This window comes from Brenneria roseae subsp. roseae (assembly GCF_003115845.1).
GTDB lineage: Bacteria > Pseudomonadota > Gammaproteobacteria > Enterobacterales > Enterobacteriaceae > Brenneria > Brenneria roseae.
The window spans coordinates 433,224-449,207 of record NZ_KZ819022.1; the positions used below are offsets into that span (position 1 = coordinate 433,224).

Sequence of the window (15,984 nt, forward strand, 5' to 3'; positions counted from 1 at the left end):
TAATCATAGGGCGTTGCCCGTTGTCAATGGCGAAACCGCGCCCGTAATCTGTTTGTTTATGGATGACAACGTTCCTTGCCATCGCCTGCCCACTGGCGCGCTGTTGATGCAATCCGGGTCGCCAGTCGGGCGATGACCTGCTGCTGGGCGAGGAACATATCGGTATATCCTCCCGGGGCATTTTCGGTGAACTGGCTGCTGCATACCAGCCGCTTGCGTTTTTCGCCATTCACCAGGCTCAGGCTCCAGTCTGCTTCAAATTTGACAAACTGACCGGGCCAGGTATCAAAACGCCGGACCTGAACCAGAATTCTGATTACCGGTATTTCTTCCGTTCGCGCCAGTCCGGAGACATCCTGAGTATCCAGCCGTTTAACCAGTTCTGTGGATAATGACGTTTGGATCTCATCGCCCAGCGGACTTAACCAGCGTTCATTCTCCAGCACAATGGCGTCGTTTTTACCCTGACGTACCACCATCTGCGGCATGTCGAGCTGTGCGGGGACACCGACAGGCAACACGGCGATGAAAAAAGGCGCGGGCTGTATCGCTTTCACTTCCTCAGAGGAAGGGGCGACCAGCGTATGGTAACGGACTGACGGCGAGGAGCAGGCCGCCAGCGAGATCATCAGCGTAAAGAAGCAGAGTCGTGGGATCGCGATCATTTGTTCGAACCTTTCTTGGGCGGAATAGCGGTTGCGGCGTCGGGCAGATCGGGATCGTCAGAACGGCCTTGTAACAGTGATTCAGGACGCCGATCGAGCTGGTCGGTCAGATTGCGTATTGCCCGCAAGGTACGCTGGACTTCCTGTAAAGATTGCATCACGCCGATCAGAAAAGGAGAGTCGTCGGCAAGCAGACTCTGTGCGCTGAGGGTTGTCAGCCTCATTTGCTTTAGTAGCTGATTTGCTTCGGGTAATGTCTGGCCATTGACCTGATTGAGCGTTTTATTCACCCCTGACAGCGTGGTATTCAGGTTATGCGCAATGGATTCCAGCGGCATTCTATCGACTTTGCCGATAATGTTTGCCATCTGTTCCTGTAGCCGGTCAAAGCCACCATTGAATGTCGGCAGCATGAGTGGACGGGCATTCATGTCAAACGGGACTTTCGCCGCATCGGGAACAAAATCGAGGGAAATATAAAGCTGTCCGGTCAGCAGATTACTGGCGGTGACCTGAGCGCGCAGGCCGTGATCAACCAAATCACGGGTAAATTCGGCCGTCTCGTCTTCCAGCGTTTTTCTCCGTTTTGGCAGTTTCTCCAATACGCCGCCGAGCCGGTTGGGGTAGACCTCGATGCTTACCACCGTTGGGAACCGATAGCCTGTGGCGCTGTAATCCAGCTCGACGGCAACGACCCGACCAATTTTTATGCTGGAAAACTCAACGGGGGCGCCAATCTCAAGACCATGCAGCGAGCGTTCAAAACGCAGTTTGAATGTGATTGCCGGACCGTCCGGCGGCGCCATCGCAGATTCCTGATCTTTGGCCAGCACATACTCTGTTTTCGACGGGGTTTGGCGTGCTTTCTGGCTATTTTCAGGTGTGTAAAAGGCGATGCCTCCCGCCATGATAGCCGCGACGGTTTGTGTTCTAAGCCGGAAACCGTTGGCGCCGACGGACAGGTCCATCCCACTGACATTCCAGAAACGGGTATCTGGCGTGACAAACCGATCATAGGGCGTATCAATGAATACCTGTAGATTGATACCTTTACCATCATCCCTTAGCTGGTATGACGCAATGCGGCCGACCTGAACGCGGCGGTAATAGACCGGTGAACCAATATCCAGCGATCCTAAATCGTCGGCCTGCACGACGAAACGGGAACCCGGCATACCGTTAATAATCGCGGGAGGGGACTCCAGCCCGGTGAATCGTCGGCTTGTCTGAGGCGAATCTCCTTTGTCTGCGCCAATGTAGGCGCCGGAGAGCAGGGTATCAATGCCGGTTACCCCTTCAATGCCCACTCGCGGGCGGACTACCCAGAAACGCGAGTTGGCGCGCGCCAGATTTTCTGCGCTGTTGTTGAGTTGTACGGTGGCAAGAACCTGCTCGCTGTCATCGCTTAAGGTAATGTTCTTAACGATCCCTACCGTTACGTCTTTATATTTGACCGCCGTTTTGCCCGCTTCAAGACCGGTGGCGGTCTGAAAGGAGATGATGATTTCCGGACCGGATGAGAACCAGGTATGTATCAACATGGACGCACCGGTCAGCAGTGCAATGCAGGGAACAAGCCAGATCAGCGATACCTGCCAGCGGCGCCGGATAATGGCGGGGGCGCCGGGCTGTGGGGATTCGTGGGTCATTTCACATCACCTTCCCAGATAAGACGAGGGTCGTAATTTATGGCGGACAGCATGGTCAAAATCACCACCAGACCGAAAAACAGGATGCCGCTGCGTGGTTCGGCTTCACTGAAGGACTGAAATCTGACCAGAGACGACACGGCAGCGATGACCACCACATCCAGCATGGACCAGTAGCCAATCCATTCCGTCATTCGGTAGAGCTTTGCCCGTTCGGGCATCGCCCAGGTCCGTTGCCGCCGGGAGGCGAGCAGCAGGAACGCGAGGATCAGGAATTTCAGACAAGGGATCACCACGCTGGCGGTAAAGATAAGCAGGGCAATACCATAAGAGCCGCCGCGCCAGAAATCGATGACGCCCGCCATGATAGTGCTCTCGCTGCCATTGCCGAACATACTGGTATACATCACGGGCAGAACATTGGCCGGAATATAAAAGATCATGGCTGCGATCAGCAGCGCTCCGGATCGGGTCAGACTGTCGTGATGTCGATAGGTCAGACGGGAATGGCAGCGCGGGCAGACGGCCGCAGTATCGGTTGCGGCGTCATGCTGACAGACAAGGCCGCAGACATGACAGGCCGTCACATTGATTTGCCGGGCATACGGTATGTTAGCCATGATGCGCCGCCTTACTCTGATGGCGATCCGGCACAAGCATCCATAGCGACCGGGGATCCTGATTATTGATTAAGATGATGAACAGCATTAACACCAGCATGGCCCAACATCCCGGCCCCGGAATAACCTGCAAAAAGCCGGAAAGTTTGATGGCCGCCACCAGAAATCCCAGCATTCCGATTTCAATCATGCTCCAGGGACGCAGCCACGTAAGCACTTTCATTAAGCTGATGAAACCCGGCGCACACTGGCCGTTTCGCGCGAAGAACACGATCCATCCAAAGAGGGTGATTTGCAGAAAGGGCGCGACAATCAGCAAAAACAACGTGCATACCGCCAGCGGGAAGGTCGTACCATTCGCCAAAGCCAGCGCGGCCTGCCACACGGTTGCAGACTGCTGTACCGAATGAAAGCTGACGCTGATAACCGGATAAACGTTAGCCATGACAAAGGTAACGGCTGCCGTCAGCGTCAAGGCCAGCATGTACTCGGTATTAAGCCGTCCTGAGCGATACAGGATCGCCTGACAGCGTTCGCACCGGGCGACTTCGTCAACGTTGAGCGCCCGGTGTTGGTATACGCTGTCGCAATGTGTACAGACCACCAGATGGGGATATGTTTTCATAGTGTCAATCTGACAACATCTCTGTAAGAAACGAACGGCAGATAACCCGTGTGGTTAACCGGTTATCTGCCACTGTTATTGGTTATATGCACGGTGCTGCGCTTTTTCCCTGGTGCCGGATGATGCGATTTGCCTCATCGGCGTCCGGCTTATTTCAGCATGTCGGCCAGTTCTTCGGCTCCTTTATCCAACCCGACTTCCGCAGCACTCAGTGAACCAATGGTGGCGCCGACGTTCATGGCGTTCGGATACTGTTTTGCCACATAGGCATTGAGTAGCGCATTGGTTGTGGCGTCATAAATTTCAACGGCATAGTTTACAGAACCATCAAGCAATCCCTCTTTTCCACGGATAGACTGCACGATGTTATAAGGGCCGCCGGCCAGATCGAATTTGGTAAAAGTCCCCGCAACCTGGGTGGTGGTGTCGGCGCCGGTTAGCGTCAGTTTCAGCCTTAGCGTGTCTGGTGATGCAGCAGTGACTTCTCTGAAGCGCGGACGCAGGTTTTTACTGAAGGTATCGTACATGTAGGTTGCCAGTGCTTGCCGATCTTCCTGTGAAATATCATCAAACTGGTTATCTGCTCCCTGATAGACGACCACGGGGTCAATGATGATGTTGGTGTATTTCTTCCAGTCGACAGCGGTGGAATAGCGATAAGGAATACGGTCTGATTTGTCATCAGTATTAGGTTTCAATTGGGATGAGGAACTGATACCAGAATAATGAGCGGGTGGGGTTCCGGCACAGCCCGCCAACACAACCGCCAGAGTCAAAACCGCAGAACGAGAGACCTTAGAGAATGTGAACATGTGAAATATCCTGTATGAAGAAAGCACCATCAGTAAAGATGTAACCTATTGTTTATGTTGTGTTTGTTTTATTGTCTCATCAGGGCCGCATTTAACACGGCAAGCGAGTCTATAAAATTAACAAAACACGACTGTACGGTTTAGTTTTGCATTGAAGTTCTTTAGGTGTCAAGAAAATGTACTATTTTGTTTAATTATCTTTGTGTAAGTTGAAAAGGCGGGGACGGAGGCCACCTTATGGTGTGAGGCGCTTTATCTAAAAAGATAAAACAAGGTGTTCTCTTTTTATTAAAGAGAAAGAGGTATTTTTTATCGGTTATCCAGGCAGGTATTTCATTAAAATGATGACGATTTTACTGATTGTTACGTTAATCATGGCGGTAACAGTATACGCCTATCTCAAACAGCCTCAGTTCGGCCAATCGCCGTCGGGGACTGAACTTGAAAGACTCAAACAGTCATCTTTTTATCATGATGAAGGGTTTAGAAATTTAGCGGCCACACCACAGTTGACCGGCGGAAGTCATCCCTTTGTGACGATTGCAAAGTTTCTTTTGGGGACGGATGCTGATGCTATTCCGCGCGTTCCGCTGCCTTCCATCAAGACCGATTTGCACGCGCTGGATAAAAATCAATCTCTGGTCATCTGGATGGGGCATTCATCCTATTTTCTGCAAATAAATGGTAAGCGTATTCTGATCGATCCGGTATTCAGCGCCAGCGCTGCGCCGGTTCCAGGGATGAATAAAGCTTTTGACGGCAGTAACATCTACACCGCTGATGATATCCCGGACATCGATTACTTGCTGATTTCTCACGACCACTGGGATCACCTTGATTACCCGACGATAATGCAATTGAAAGCAAAAATTAATCATATCGTTTCACCCTTGGGCGTGGGGAGCTATTTTATTCAATGGGGATTTGATCAGCAGAAAATACATGAGGGCGACTGGTTCGATACGATTCAGCTTGAACAGGATCTGGCAATTCACGTGTTGCCTGCCCGTCACTTTTCGGGGCGTCTATTGGAAAGAAATAAAACGCTTTGGGCATCCTTTGCGCTATTCACCCCGCAGCACAAACTCTATATCAGCGGCGATAGCGGTTACGGCCCTCATTTTAAAGAGATTGGCGATCGGTTCGGGCCTTTTGATTTAGCCATCCTGGAATGCGGCCAATATAACGAAAACTGGCGTTATATTCACATGATGCCAGAAGAAACCGCACAGGCCGCTCAGGATCTGAACGCCGCGGCGGTAATTCCCTCACATAACAGTAAATTCAAACTCGCCCATCATACCTGGTATGACCCGCTTAAACGGTTAGCCACGGCCAGTGAGAATAAAGCGTATCGGTTACTGACTCCCATGATAGGCCAAACGGTCAACATGGATGGAAAACAGCCGCCTTTCCCTCGCTGGTGGGAAACGGTGGCCCGTCGTCCGGGAAATTCAAAATAATGCCGGCAGCATCAGTTCGCTAGAGCGAGCGCAAACAAGATGCTCTGGCCGCTTCAACGTTAGAGTCAAACCGTAAATAGGCTGAATAGGCCGGTAACCCTGTCTGATTTCCGCGCGAGGCGTGCCGAGAACACGGTTCTGCGTTGAAAATTCTGAGAAAATGCTGTTTTCTTATATACTTATCCTTGGTGTTATTTGCAGACACGATAATGAGAAGAACGACGATGAGAATACCGATTCGCACGGATAATAAACTGCTTCAACGCCTGCTATTGCTGGCCGCCCTGGTGATTATCATGATGGGAATTCACATGGCGGCATCGATTCTGTCGATATTGCTGCTGGCGCTTTTCCTGGCGATCGTGTTGGAACCGGTGGTAAGCCTGTTGTGCCGCACGCGGCTGCCGCGCCCGCTAATTGTGGTTCTGTTAGGCCTTGTCTTGTTAATGGCGCTGGTATACACGTTGCTGAAACTTGTTGCGGCATTGCCGGAATTTAACCAGATGAGCATGCAGATGCAGGGGCTGCTTACCCGGCAACTGGCCGATAGCTGGCTACCGTTGCAGAGCATGGGATTGTCGTTGACGCCGGAAGCGGCGGTATCACTGGTTAATCCGGGACAATTCCTGTCGCTGATCGCACGTATGCTCAGCGGAATATCGAGCCTTTTTTCCGCCATGTTAGTCATCTTCCTGACGGTGATTTTCATGCTGATTGAAGTCCCATCGCTGGTGGCGAAATGCCAAAAACTATTTCGGGCGACATCGCCTGAAATGCAGATGGTTCGGCAGGGGGTTGCCAGCGTATCCCATTATCTGGCGTTGAAAACATTGATCAGCGCAGTGAATGGATTGGCCGTTTGGGGCGTGCTGTCATTGTTGCAGGTGAAATTTGCTTTCCTCTGGGGCGTTGTCGCTTTTCTGTTTAACTTCATTCCGGTTGTCGGTTCGATGGTGGCTTCCATTCCTCCACTGATTCAGGCCTTTGTTTTCAACGGGTTCAGTACGGGTGCTGCCGCGCTGGTCATTATTCTATTGATCAACCTGCTACTGGGCTGGGTGCTGGAGCCGTATCTGTTCGGACGCAATCTCAACATGTCCACCAGTGTCATTATTATCTCGCTTCTGGTTTGGGAGGGGTTACTGGGAATGACCGGCGTACTGTTGGCCGTTCCTCTCACTATGATACTCAAACTGGTGTTAGAACAGGTTGAGGGGGGGAAAACGCTGGCCCGTCTGCTGGAAGGATAACGGCCCTCTTGTGAAGGCTAAGTTACTGACATCGCCTCATTTTCATACAATGTAGCGGTATGATATACTTACAGCTGGTAAACTGAACTGTTTAGTAATTTGGTCGCTTATTGTTTTATCACACTGCTTCTTATTATTAACGTAACAGCAGAGACTAACCCAGGGAGGTAGAATGAGAACTCTGACAGAGGAACGGCGTCTGGCAATAATCGATGCCGCCTCACAGCTATTCCAGGAAATGGGGTATGAGCGCGCATCAATGAACGAGGTCGCGAAGCGAGTCGGTGGCTCCAAGGCGACGCTTTATAACTATTTCACCTCGAAAGAAGAGCTGTTTGAAACGGTAGTGCGTACTCACAGTACCCGTTTTCTGACAGAGGCAGCATCGCAATTGACAGGGAACAACAGCGAAGCGCTTAATCTTGAACAAAAGCTGGCGCAGTTTGGCGAGGGGATGCTTCAGGTGCTTGGCGGCGATAATCAGGCCATGCAGATTTACCGTGTGGTGGTGGGGGAGGCCGGGCATTCCAATATTGGTAACCTGTTTCTTGAATCCGGCATCCAGGAAAGCATGGAAAAACTCGCTCAGGTGATGGCCGATGCCATGCAGAAAGGAGAATTGATGGAGGGAGAACCCATGCTTCGGGCGAAGCAGTTTACCTCACTGGTTAAAGCTGAAATTGATGTGATAATCCTTCAGCGTGAACTACCGAATTTTACGCATGGGCAGATCCAAAAGATGGTTAAGAACAGTGTCCTGCTTTTTCTTTATGGCGCATTACCCCGGCAGGAAGGCAATAAAAAATAATATCCAGCTATTTCTTCTTGCTACCCCTTTTCAGGTAGAGTGCGCGTCAGTCTCTGTTTTAACCTGTCGCCATTAGGTTGCGTTACAGCTTATGTCACGCCTCAGCCTGAAAATTGGTTCTGGGGTAAACCAGACAGCTTCTTGCAATGGGGCGTGGTGCCGTAACAGACCCTAAAACCGGTTATTAAGGCTTGAAACCGCGGTTATCCGGTTTTCTGTTTAGATCATGTGTTCTCCGCTTATTTAATCCACTAAACCTTACCGCCTGCGCCTTAGTATCCGGTCAATGATGGTACTCGCGCACAGTTCGGGACACTGCTTAATTGCGTCACCGAGATCCCTTGTAGTCGCAACTCCCTTAAGTCAGCGGAAATACACTCTGTTCTTGACAATATTTGAAATTTTTATAAAACTGTACAGTACGGTATTAATGTGAGGAGTGGTTATGAAAATTATCGTACTGATTGGTTTCGTTTCGTCAGTCTTTCTCCTGACGGGATGTGTATCCCTGTTTTAATGAACAGGTCTTCTACTTTTGTGTTTCAGGAGCAGATATGAAAATTATCGGATTGGCAGGTGTTATTGCTATGGTCTGTATATTGAGTGGTTGTCTTTCTATCGGCAGTCACCTCTAACAAGGCCGCGCTTTCCCCCGCGATATACTGGACCGGGTAACCGGCCTGGTATTCTTCGAGGTTTTAACAGGGCAGCCCTTGTAATGGCATGCCCGTTTTTTCGGAATGGGTATTTCTTTCTCTTTCTCATGGCGTTCGTTTTACTCATAGATACCGGCATACAGGTCGGTATCTATGAGTATGCTTTATCACTATCCCCGATTAAGAATACGGAGAAAATCCTGCTTATTTGAAATAAGCGAGAGCGCATTAGCAATGATTTCATCACTAAAAATCGATGCGACCTGTTTTAGTACATCGATATGCTGTTTCTCTTTAGCGATAACACCAATGGCAATGAACATCACATTACCTCTATCCCAAATAACGCCATCAGGAAATTGAAAAATCTCAATGCCCTTTTTAACAATGATATTTGTGGCTGATTTCGGTAGATGAGGAAGGGTAATGCCATTTCCCAGGAACGTGGATACCTGTTGCTCTCTCTCATTGAGAAAAGCAATACAATCCTGACTGACATAGCCTTTTTCTTTGAAAGAATTACCTACCATCGATAAAACTTCAGCTTTGTTTTTTGCCTGGCAACCTAAATGAAGGTTATCGATTGTAATATCATCTATCATATTCTGTCTCCTTTACGAGATAATTCATTTTACTTCGAGTCAAACCTCTTTTTACTATGCTCCTGAAGACAGTTCTTCCTCTAATTGCTCTAATGATTTATTCGATGTTTCTGGCAATGCGAATACGACAAATAGTATAACCAGATAGTTTATGACAGCAAGGATCAGGAATACGGGGCCCAGGCCGAGTTTCGCCTGAAGTACCGGGAATAAATAGCTGACGACGGCGTTCATAATCCACATGAAAAATACCGAAATGCCCATGGATAGCCCACGGATTTTTAACGGGAAAAGTTCAGCTAATACCACCCAGGTAAGAAAACCCATGGTGCCTTGCATAACGCCGACAAATAATGCGCCCAGCAGCCAGATAGCCGTGGCTTTTACATCGCCAACCAGGTAATAGTCAGCCGCGGCGATGACCAGATGTAATGTTGCCATGAGGGCAAAACCAGAAATAATCAGTGTTTTCCGTTTAAACCGGTCAACCAGAAATATAACCCCGATTAACATGCCACCGACAGAAAAAACGCCGTTTAACACATTGCATATCAACGCCATTCTTTCGGAAAATCCCGAGGTGCGGAGTATTTCCGTACCGTAATACATAATAACATTCACCCCGGTTGTTTGCTGCAACGCAGCCCAGGCGATACCAACCAGCAGTAATTTGAAAATCCACGGCGTGTTGATAATGATTGACAGAGCGCCTTGAGAATGCAGTTTTTTTTCTGCTTCGATATTAATCAATGTTACGATATCTTCAAATTCTTTAACCGCTCTTTCCGCAGGCCGAATTTGTTTTAAAATGGATAATGCTTCTTCCCGACGATTTTTGCTAATCAACCAGCGAGGACTTTCCGGCGAATTCCACATGCCGATAAGCAAACCCATGGCCGGTATCGCCTGAATAATTAACATATACCGCCAAACATCGGGGAGATGTCCCCAAACATAGCCAATAACGGCGTTAATCGCGAACGCGGATAACTGGCCGATAACAATGGCTACTTCATTTAATCCAGTGAGTTTCCCTCGCCTTTCGGTTGGGGCTATTTCGGATATGAAAGCGGGCGCGGTAACTGATGCTCCCCCTACGGCATAACCGAGTAAAAACCTGGCAAGCAATAGACTGGTGATATTGGGTGATACTGCGGACATCATAGCGCCGAACAAGAAAACGAATGATAAATATAATAAATATTTTCGTCGGCCAAAATAGTCGGCCAGTTTGCCGCCGCAGACACTACCAAGCGCGGCCCCGACTAAAAGTACGCTCATGACGAGGCCTTCAGTTGTCGGTGTGAGAGCCATATTTTCTTTTAGGGAGGGGAACGCGCCATTGATAACACCTGTGTCATAACCAAAGAGCAAGCCACCGAACGTAGCGACCAATGTTATTTGGTGTAATCGTTTTCTTTGTTGTATATTGAGTTCCATAATTAGCGACATGTCTTTACCTTTTATTCAGTTAATCAGGTGATGCCAAAAACCCCTTTAAAATACTCATGCTCATGGTGTTAACATCTCATAAATCAAAGGTGATGAGGGCTTTTGGCACTGTGAGTTATTATTTGTCTAAAATAATTTTTATAGGGCAAATAAATTTGATAAAAAGTTTTATATTAATCTGATTGCTAACGAAGGTTTTATTTGCTGCGCTTATTACCCTTTTATTATTGTCTCGTGTTAAACCTTAACCCATCGACGTTCCTGCGCTGAGTGGGCAATAGCCTCCAACACTTGAGAGACTCGTAACCCTTCTTCAAAATCGGGCCACATCTTGTCGCCGGCGGCAATACCGTTAATCAAATCCCTTATTTCGATAGTTTTTTGATCGTTGAAACCAAATCCATGACCGGCAGAGACGCAGAAAGGAGCATAGTCAGGATGAGAAGGTCCGACTAAAATAGTTTTGAAACCTTGTCTTTCCACTGGATCGTCATGCCGATAGAGTTTTAATTCGGCCATTCTTTCCTGGGTGTAGGTAATTGAACCCTTGGTTCCGGTTACCACATAAGTTAATCCCATTTTGCTGCCGCTGGCGATTCGCGAGGTTTCAATAACCCCCATGACGCCGGATTCAAAACGGACTAACGCACTTGCCTGATCCTCATTTTCCACCTTGACCCGTTTAGCCGGATTGTGCGGATCGGGGCGTTCGGCAATAACGGTTGCCATATCGCCGGCAACTTCACTGATATTGCCGATAAGATAATGGGCCATATTAACGATATGCGCGGCAAGATCTCCCAGCGCGCCTAAACCGGCTAATGCTTTTTTGCAATGCCAGTCAATGGGGGTCTGGGGACTGGCTAAATAATCTTCGTTATGAGTGCCGTAAAAATGCACTATCTCGCCAATTTCGCCATTTTCAATAATTTGCCTGGCTAACTGTGCCGCCGGGTTTTTCATATAGTTAAAACCCACCAGCGTTTTGACGTTGGCTTTTTTGGCGGCGGCCACCATTTCACGGGCGTCGGCAGTCGTCAGCGCCAACGGTTTTTCGCTATAGACATGTTTGCCATGCTTGATGGCTTCGAGGGCGACTTCTTTATGGAGAAAATTGGGCACACAAATATCAACGACGTCGATTTGCGGATCGCTGACCAGCTGACGCCAGTCCGCCGTATAACGATTAAAACCAAAATCTTTTGCTTTTTTTTCTGCCAGTTCTTCATTTATTTCCGCCAGCATTTCTTTCACTATTTTCCCTTTTAACGGAAAAACAGTGGGTGCCTGTGCATAGGCGATGGCATGGCAACGTCCGATATAACCCGTACCGACTAGTCCAATTTTGATTTCTTTCATTAGTGGCTCTCCATCTTTTTACTTAACCCGCAAAATGCATCACTGCGGGTAGCCAATAACCGCAAGGCAAAATAGGCCTTGCGGAGAAGTAATACATCATCAGTGCGCAGAGCGCACCGACGCTAAAGGCCAGCGACCTCGCGAATGTAGCGTCTGGCTTTAACGGCATATTCAAAGGGATTGGCTTTGGCGGGATCTTGTTCTGCCTCCACCACGATCCATCCCTCGTAACCAAAATCTTCCAGCAGCTTAAAGACCGGTTTGAAATCAATCACCCCGTCGCCTGGTACGGTAAAGGTTCCTTTTTTTACCCCGTCGAGGAAGCTCAGCTTATGGGCGCGAACCTCGGCTACGATCTTATCCCGCACATCTTTCAGATGGACGTGGTTGATGCGCGGCAGGTATTTTTCCAGAATTTGCAGCATCGCTTCCTGTGAACCTTCCGAGTAGTAGGCATGACCGGTGTCATAGAGCAGGTAAACATCGTCATCCACCAGGTCCATGAAGCGATCGATTTCCTGGGCTGTCTGAATGCCGGTGCCCATATGGTGATGCAGACCGACGGTCATCCCTTTTTCAGCGGCGAGATCCGCCAACTCGTTATAGCCATCTGCCACCAGTCGCCATTCTTTATCGGTGAAGGTAGGACGGCCTTCCAGTACCGGCTTTGGCGTACCCTGGGTACTGCGCGACTGTTCGGAACAGCCGATGACTTTCGCCCCCATGGCATGAAGAAAGTCACGGTGAGTGATGAATTCATCGATGGTTTTGCCTTTTTGTTCGTCAGCAAAAAAAGTACTGAACCAGGCATTGCAGATTTGAATGCCGCGGATATCCAGCATCGGTTTGAGAACCTTGGGATCCCGTGGATATTTACTGCCCACTTCACTACCGGTAAAACCGGCCAGCGCCATTTCGCTGACCGTCTGCTGGAATGTATTTTCCTTTCCTAAATCTGGCATGTCGTCATTGGTCCAGCCGATGGGGGCAATGGCGAGTTTGACTTTGTTTTTGTCCATGATAAATACACCTCGAATAGAGCGATAATCGAAAAATATCCCACGTGCCTGCTCGCTGCGCGTAAACCGATTCATAGCATTCTTAGTTCTTATTAAAGAATATATCTTTCATAAGATTTTAATGCAGAAAAAATATTCCGTTATGAGATAAAGATCATATATTGAAGGCTATTTTTTGCATCCGGTGCTGAGTTTCCTCTTCCTTTCTCGGAGAGGATTGCCAATCGTTTTGTAATAAACGTATGTTTTATAAGTATATTATTTGACATATTTTGCCGTGGTTTTATCGGTTTTATTCAGGCTGGCATGAATAATTGTTAAAAAAATGACCCAAAATGATGATGAATAATCAGTGTAATGGGTTTTTCCATCAAAATTTTTTAAAAATTAAATTTTCCATTTAAATAATCATAAAATATTTATTTTGTTTATTCGTCATCTGAACCCTTTTTAAGAGTATCGATCGTCAGCGTTATCACTTCATCAGCAAGTTTTCACGCCGTGATTAATTTGCGCCCCATCCAAATACCCAGCCGGTTAACCGCGTTGAATAAATAACGCTGTGCAGGATGATGCCCGGACCAACCGCTACCCAAGACATGGATGGGACAGCGATACGGTTGTTTGAAAAAAGCGTCGGAATAAAAGTGAAAACGCGAGAGCGCTGTCAGTTGAACCACGGATGCCAATTAGGTTGGAGCCGCCGCTGTTGGGGAGGATTTACCGCTATGTTGGCCGGCGCCGTATCACCGGCGGTTTATGGGGACATAACCGCCGGGTGCGGGCAGGCAATGCTCAGTATTGACGGGCTTTGCCGATATTCTCTGCCAGCATGCGAGCCACGGCCTGTATATCAGCGCTGGCGGATACCTGCGCACCGCCGACCCGCCACCAGCTGAAATAACCGTGGATCATGGTCTTTGGCAGCACTTTGATATCAATCAGCGTCGAGACGGTCTGCCGTCTGGCGTCTTCCAGCGCATGATGTAATTCCTCCACCGTGGTGACCCGGTAGCTTTTACAACCGTAGCCCTCGGCAATCCTGGCGAAATCCACCGGTACAAGGGCGCCGTCAAGCCGGGATGGAGATTTATCACGGAAGCGGAATTCGGTGAAAAAACTTTGCATACCGTGCCCCAATTGCAGGTTGTTGATGCAGCCGTTGGTCATATTGTCGAACAGTACCACATTGATTTTACAGCCTTCCTGAATGGAGGTAACCAGTTCGGAATGTGACATCATAAAGGCGCCGTCGCCCACCAGGACATATACTTCCCGGGCTGGCTCGGCCATTTTAACGCCCAGCGCCGCGTTGACTTCATATCCCATACAAGAGTAGCCGTACTCCACGTGATAACTCTGGGGGGAGGTTGTACGCCAGATGCGCTGCAAATCCCCCGGCAGGCTGCCCGACGCGGCGACAATCACCGCATCTTCCGGGATGGTTTCATTGACGATGCCCAACACCCGGCTCTGGGTCAGCCGCGAACCGGTGATACGGTTGAATTCGGCAAAGACGGATTTGTGATCGAGAGTATCGTCGACTTCAGGCACAAAATCGTCGCCGGTGTAATTAATGGCATAAACGCGTTCCCGTTCCGTTTGCAATTGGTTACGCACCGCGGCTATACGATCTCCCCAGTCCGCGCGCCGATCTTCCGGCGCCAGATATTGATTGAGGGAACGCAGCGCCTCGCGCGCATCTGCGGTGACCTGGCAACCGTCGAGTTTGAAGGCGTCGAAACGATTGATATTGAGGTTCAGGAACGAAACCTCCGGATTCTGGAAAATCCATTTGGAAGAGGTGGTGAAATCGGTATAGCGGGTGCCGACGCCAATAATTAAATCCGCCTCTTTGGCCAGCAGGTTGGCGGCCAGGGTTCCGGTTTCGCCGATACCGCCGACATTCAGCGGATGGTCGGAAATCAACGTGCCTTTTCCCGCCTGGGTTTCGGCGAAAGGGATGCGATAACGTTCGGCAAAGTCCCGCAGCATCTGTCCGGCGTCCGAGTATTGAACGCCGCCGCCGCAAATCAACAACGGTTTGCTTTTACGTAACAACAATTCTTTCGCTTCGTCCAGCATCGCCGCCGTGGGTAGTCGTCGCTCGATGCGGTGTACCCGTTTTTGAAAGAAATAATCAGGATAATCATAAAATTCGCCCTGGACGTCCTGCGGCAGGGACAGGGTGACCGCGCCGGTTTCCGCCGGGTCGGTCAGCACGCGCAGCGCGCTGATGCAGGCGCTCATCAATTGTTCGGGGCGGGAAATCCGATCCCAATATTTGCTCACGGTGCGAAAAGCATCGTTAGTGCTGATACTGAGGTCATAAGACTGTTCAATTTGCTGTAGCACCGGATCGGGCTGGCGGGTGGCGTAGACATCACCGGGCAGCAGCAGCAGGGGAATGCGGTTGGCGGTGGCGGTGGCTGCCGCCGTGATCATATTGGCGGCGCCGGGACCGACGGAAGAGGTGCAGGCGTATATCTGCCGGCGCAAAGATTGCTTGGCGTAGCCGATGGCCGCGTGGGCCATGCCTTGTTCGTTACGGCCCTGATGGATGTGCAGTTGCCCGCAATCCTGCTCCAACGCCTGCCCGAGCCCCAGGACATTGCCATGGCCGAAAATGGCAAAAATTCCTTTAATGAATTTGGTTTCGACGCCGTCAACCTCGACATATTGGTTATCTAAAAAACGCACCAGCGCCTGTGCCACGGTTAATCTGATTTTGTTCATGTTTCCCTTCCATTGCCCTGGCCTGAGGGAGGTCCCTCCGACCAGAATAACCGCCGGTCATAAAGGGGTCCGTGAAAGACGTAGGGTTATGATGTTGTCGAATCGGATGATGAAGCCATAGCGCCATTATATGAACTTATTTGTCCGGTAAAAATCAAAAATAAAATATTAATTTCATTTATGGGATAAAGGTCAAATATTGGAAGTCCTGAAGCGGCCTTGACCAGGCCGCGTCTTTCGGGAGCGCAAGCTTGATGGACTTAATAAA

General features: G+C 49.4%; 13 protein-coding genes. 3 read left to right on the plus strand and 10 right to left on the minus strand.

All coding sequences use genetic code 11. The features are described from left to right. Positions 1–56: 56 nt before the first annotated feature. The 5 genes from DDT52_RS01995 to DDT52_RS02015 form a co-directional block, all read right to left on the minus strand. A complete protein-coding gene (locus DDT52_RS01995) occupies positions 57–665 on the minus strand; it encodes a PqiC family protein (protein WP_136154872.1) in 609 nt (202 codons plus the stop codon). After that, positions 662–2,314: a PqiB family protein gene (locus DDT52_RS02000; protein WP_136154873.1), complete on the minus strand. Its 1,653-nt coding sequence runs from the start codon at positions 2,312–2,314 to the stop codon at positions 662–664. Before DDT52_RS02000 ends, DDT52_RS01995 begins: the two co-directional genes overlap by 4 nt. After that, positions 2,311–2,934: a paraquat-inducible protein A gene (locus tag DDT52_RS02005; RefSeq protein ID WP_136154874.1), complete on the minus strand. Its 624-nt coding sequence runs from the start codon at positions 2,932–2,934 to the stop codon at positions 2,311–2,313. Before DDT52_RS02005 ends, DDT52_RS02000 begins: the two co-directional genes overlap by 4 nt. Then, complete coding sequence (locus DDT52_RS02010; protein WP_136154875.1) at positions 2,927–3,559, minus strand: paraquat-inducible protein A; 633 nt, start codon at positions 3,557–3,559, stop codon at positions 2,927–2,929. The genes DDT52_RS02005 and DDT52_RS02010 overlap by 8 nt, the downstream gene beginning before the upstream one ends. A 149-nt stretch (positions 3,560–3,708) precedes the next feature. Next, positions 3,709–4,371 (minus strand): DUF3313 domain-containing protein, encoded by a 663-nt coding sequence (locus tag DDT52_RS02015; protein ID WP_136154876.1) that lies wholly within the window; start codon positions 4,369–4,371, stop codon positions 3,709–3,711. A gap of 341 nt (positions 4,372–4,712) precedes the next feature. On the opposite strand from DDT52_RS02015, the gene DDT52_RS02020 reads away from it, so the two are divergent. From DDT52_RS02020 to DDT52_RS02030, 3 genes are all read left to right on the plus strand, one after another. Beyond that, a complete protein-coding gene (locus tag DDT52_RS02020) occupies positions 4,713–5,834 on the plus strand; it encodes an MBL fold metallo-hydrolase (protein ID WP_136154877.1) in 1,122 nt (373 codons plus the stop codon). A gap of 224 nt (positions 5,835–6,058) precedes the next feature. Beyond that, positions 6,059–7,084, plus strand: coding sequence for an AI-2E family transporter (locus DDT52_RS02025; RefSeq protein WP_168709718.1), 1,026 nt, complete (start codon positions 6,059–6,061; stop codon positions 7,082–7,084). A gap of 172 nt (positions 7,085–7,256) precedes the next feature. Next, positions 7,257–7,892 (plus strand): TetR/AcrR family transcriptional regulator, encoded by a 636-nt coding sequence (locus DDT52_RS02030; RefSeq protein ID WP_136154879.1) that lies wholly within the window; start codon positions 7,257–7,259, stop codon positions 7,890–7,892. An 826-nt stretch (positions 7,893–8,718) separates the two neighbouring features. On the opposite strand, the gene DDT52_RS02035 is transcribed toward DDT52_RS02030, so the two are convergent. The 5 genes from DDT52_RS02035 to iolD form a co-directional block, all read right to left on the minus strand. Continuing rightward, positions 8,719–9,150 (minus strand): PTS mannitol transporter subunit IIA, encoded by a 432-nt coding sequence (locus DDT52_RS02035; protein WP_136154880.1) that lies wholly within the window; start codon positions 9,148–9,150, stop codon positions 8,719–8,721. Positions 9,151–9,204: 54 nt separating this feature from the next. Continuing rightward, positions 9,205–10,602 carry a sugar porter family MFS transporter gene (locus DDT52_RS02040; protein ID WP_136154881.1) on the minus strand — a complete coding sequence of 466 codons (1,398 nt, stop codon included), beginning with the start codon at positions 10,600–10,602 and terminating at the stop codon, positions 9,205–9,207. A gap of 237 nt (positions 10,603–10,839) precedes the next feature. Next, on the minus strand, positions 10,840–11,961 hold the full coding sequence (locus DDT52_RS02045; protein WP_136154882.1) for a Gfo/Idh/MocA family protein: 1,122 nt from the start codon (positions 11,959–11,961) through the stop codon (positions 10,840–10,842). Between the two features lie 122 nt (positions 11,962–12,083). Beyond that, positions 12,084–12,980: a myo-inosose-2 dehydratase gene (iolE, locus tag DDT52_RS02050; protein ID WP_136154883.1), complete on the minus strand. Its 897-nt coding sequence runs from the start codon at positions 12,978–12,980 to the stop codon at positions 12,084–12,086. A gap of 795 nt (positions 12,981–13,775) precedes the next feature. Then, positions 13,776–15,716 carry a 3D-(3,5/4)-trihydroxycyclohexane-1,2-dione acylhydrolase (decyclizing) gene (gene iolD / locus DDT52_RS02055; protein ID WP_136154884.1) on the minus strand — a complete coding sequence of 647 codons (1,941 nt, stop codon included), beginning with the start codon at positions 15,714–15,716 and terminating at the stop codon, positions 13,776–13,778. Positions 15,717–15,984: the final 268 nt, after the last annotated feature.

Excerpts from the sequence above, each read along its gene's own strand:
- DDT52_RS02035 (WP_136154880.1), bottom strand. The coding sequence starts at position 9,150 with ATGATAGATGATATTACAATCGATAACCTTCATTTAGGTTGCCAGGCA.
- DDT52_RS02000 (WP_136154873.1), bottom strand. The coding sequence starts at position 2,314 with ATGACCCACGAATCCCCACAGCCCGGCGCCCCCGCCATTATCCGGCGC.
- DDT52_RS02025 (WP_168709718.1), top strand. The coding sequence starts at position 6,059 with ATGAGAATACCGATTCGCACGGATAATAAACTGCTTCAACGCCTGCTA.
- DDT52_RS02005 (WP_136154874.1), bottom strand. The coding sequence starts at position 2,934 with ATGGCTAACATACCGTATGCCCGGCAAATCAATGTGACGGCCTGTCAT.
- DDT52_RS02015 (WP_136154876.1), bottom strand. The coding sequence starts at position 4,371 with ATGTTCACATTCTCTAAGGTCTCTCGTTCTGCGGTTTTGACTCTGGCG.
- DDT52_RS01995 (WP_136154872.1), bottom strand. The coding sequence starts at position 665 with ATGATCGCGATCCCACGACTCTGCTTCTTTACGCTGATGATCTCGCTG.
- DDT52_RS02020 (WP_136154877.1), top strand. The coding sequence starts at position 4,713 with ATGATGACGATTTTACTGATTGTTACGTTAATCATGGCGGTAACAGTA.
- DDT52_RS02040 (WP_136154881.1), bottom strand. The coding sequence starts at position 10,602 with ATGTCGCTAATTATGGAACTCAATATACAACAAAGAAAACGATTACAC.
- DDT52_RS02010 (WP_136154875.1), bottom strand. The coding sequence starts at position 3,559 with ATGAAAACATATCCCCATCTGGTGGTCTGTACACATTGCGACAGCGTA.
- DDT52_RS02030 (WP_136154879.1), top strand. The coding sequence starts at position 7,257 with ATGAGAACTCTGACAGAGGAACGGCGTCTGGCAATAATCGATGCCGCC.
- iolD (WP_136154884.1), bottom strand. The coding sequence starts at position 15,716 with ATGAACAAAATCAGATTAACCGTGGCACAGGCGCTGGTGCGTTTTTTA.
- iolE (WP_136154883.1), bottom strand. The coding sequence starts at position 12,980 with ATGGACAAAAACAAAGTCAAACTCGCCATTGCCCCCATCGGCTGGACC.
- DDT52_RS02045 (WP_136154882.1), bottom strand. The coding sequence starts at position 11,961 with ATGAAAGAAATCAAAATTGGACTAGTCGGTACGGGTTATATCGGACGT.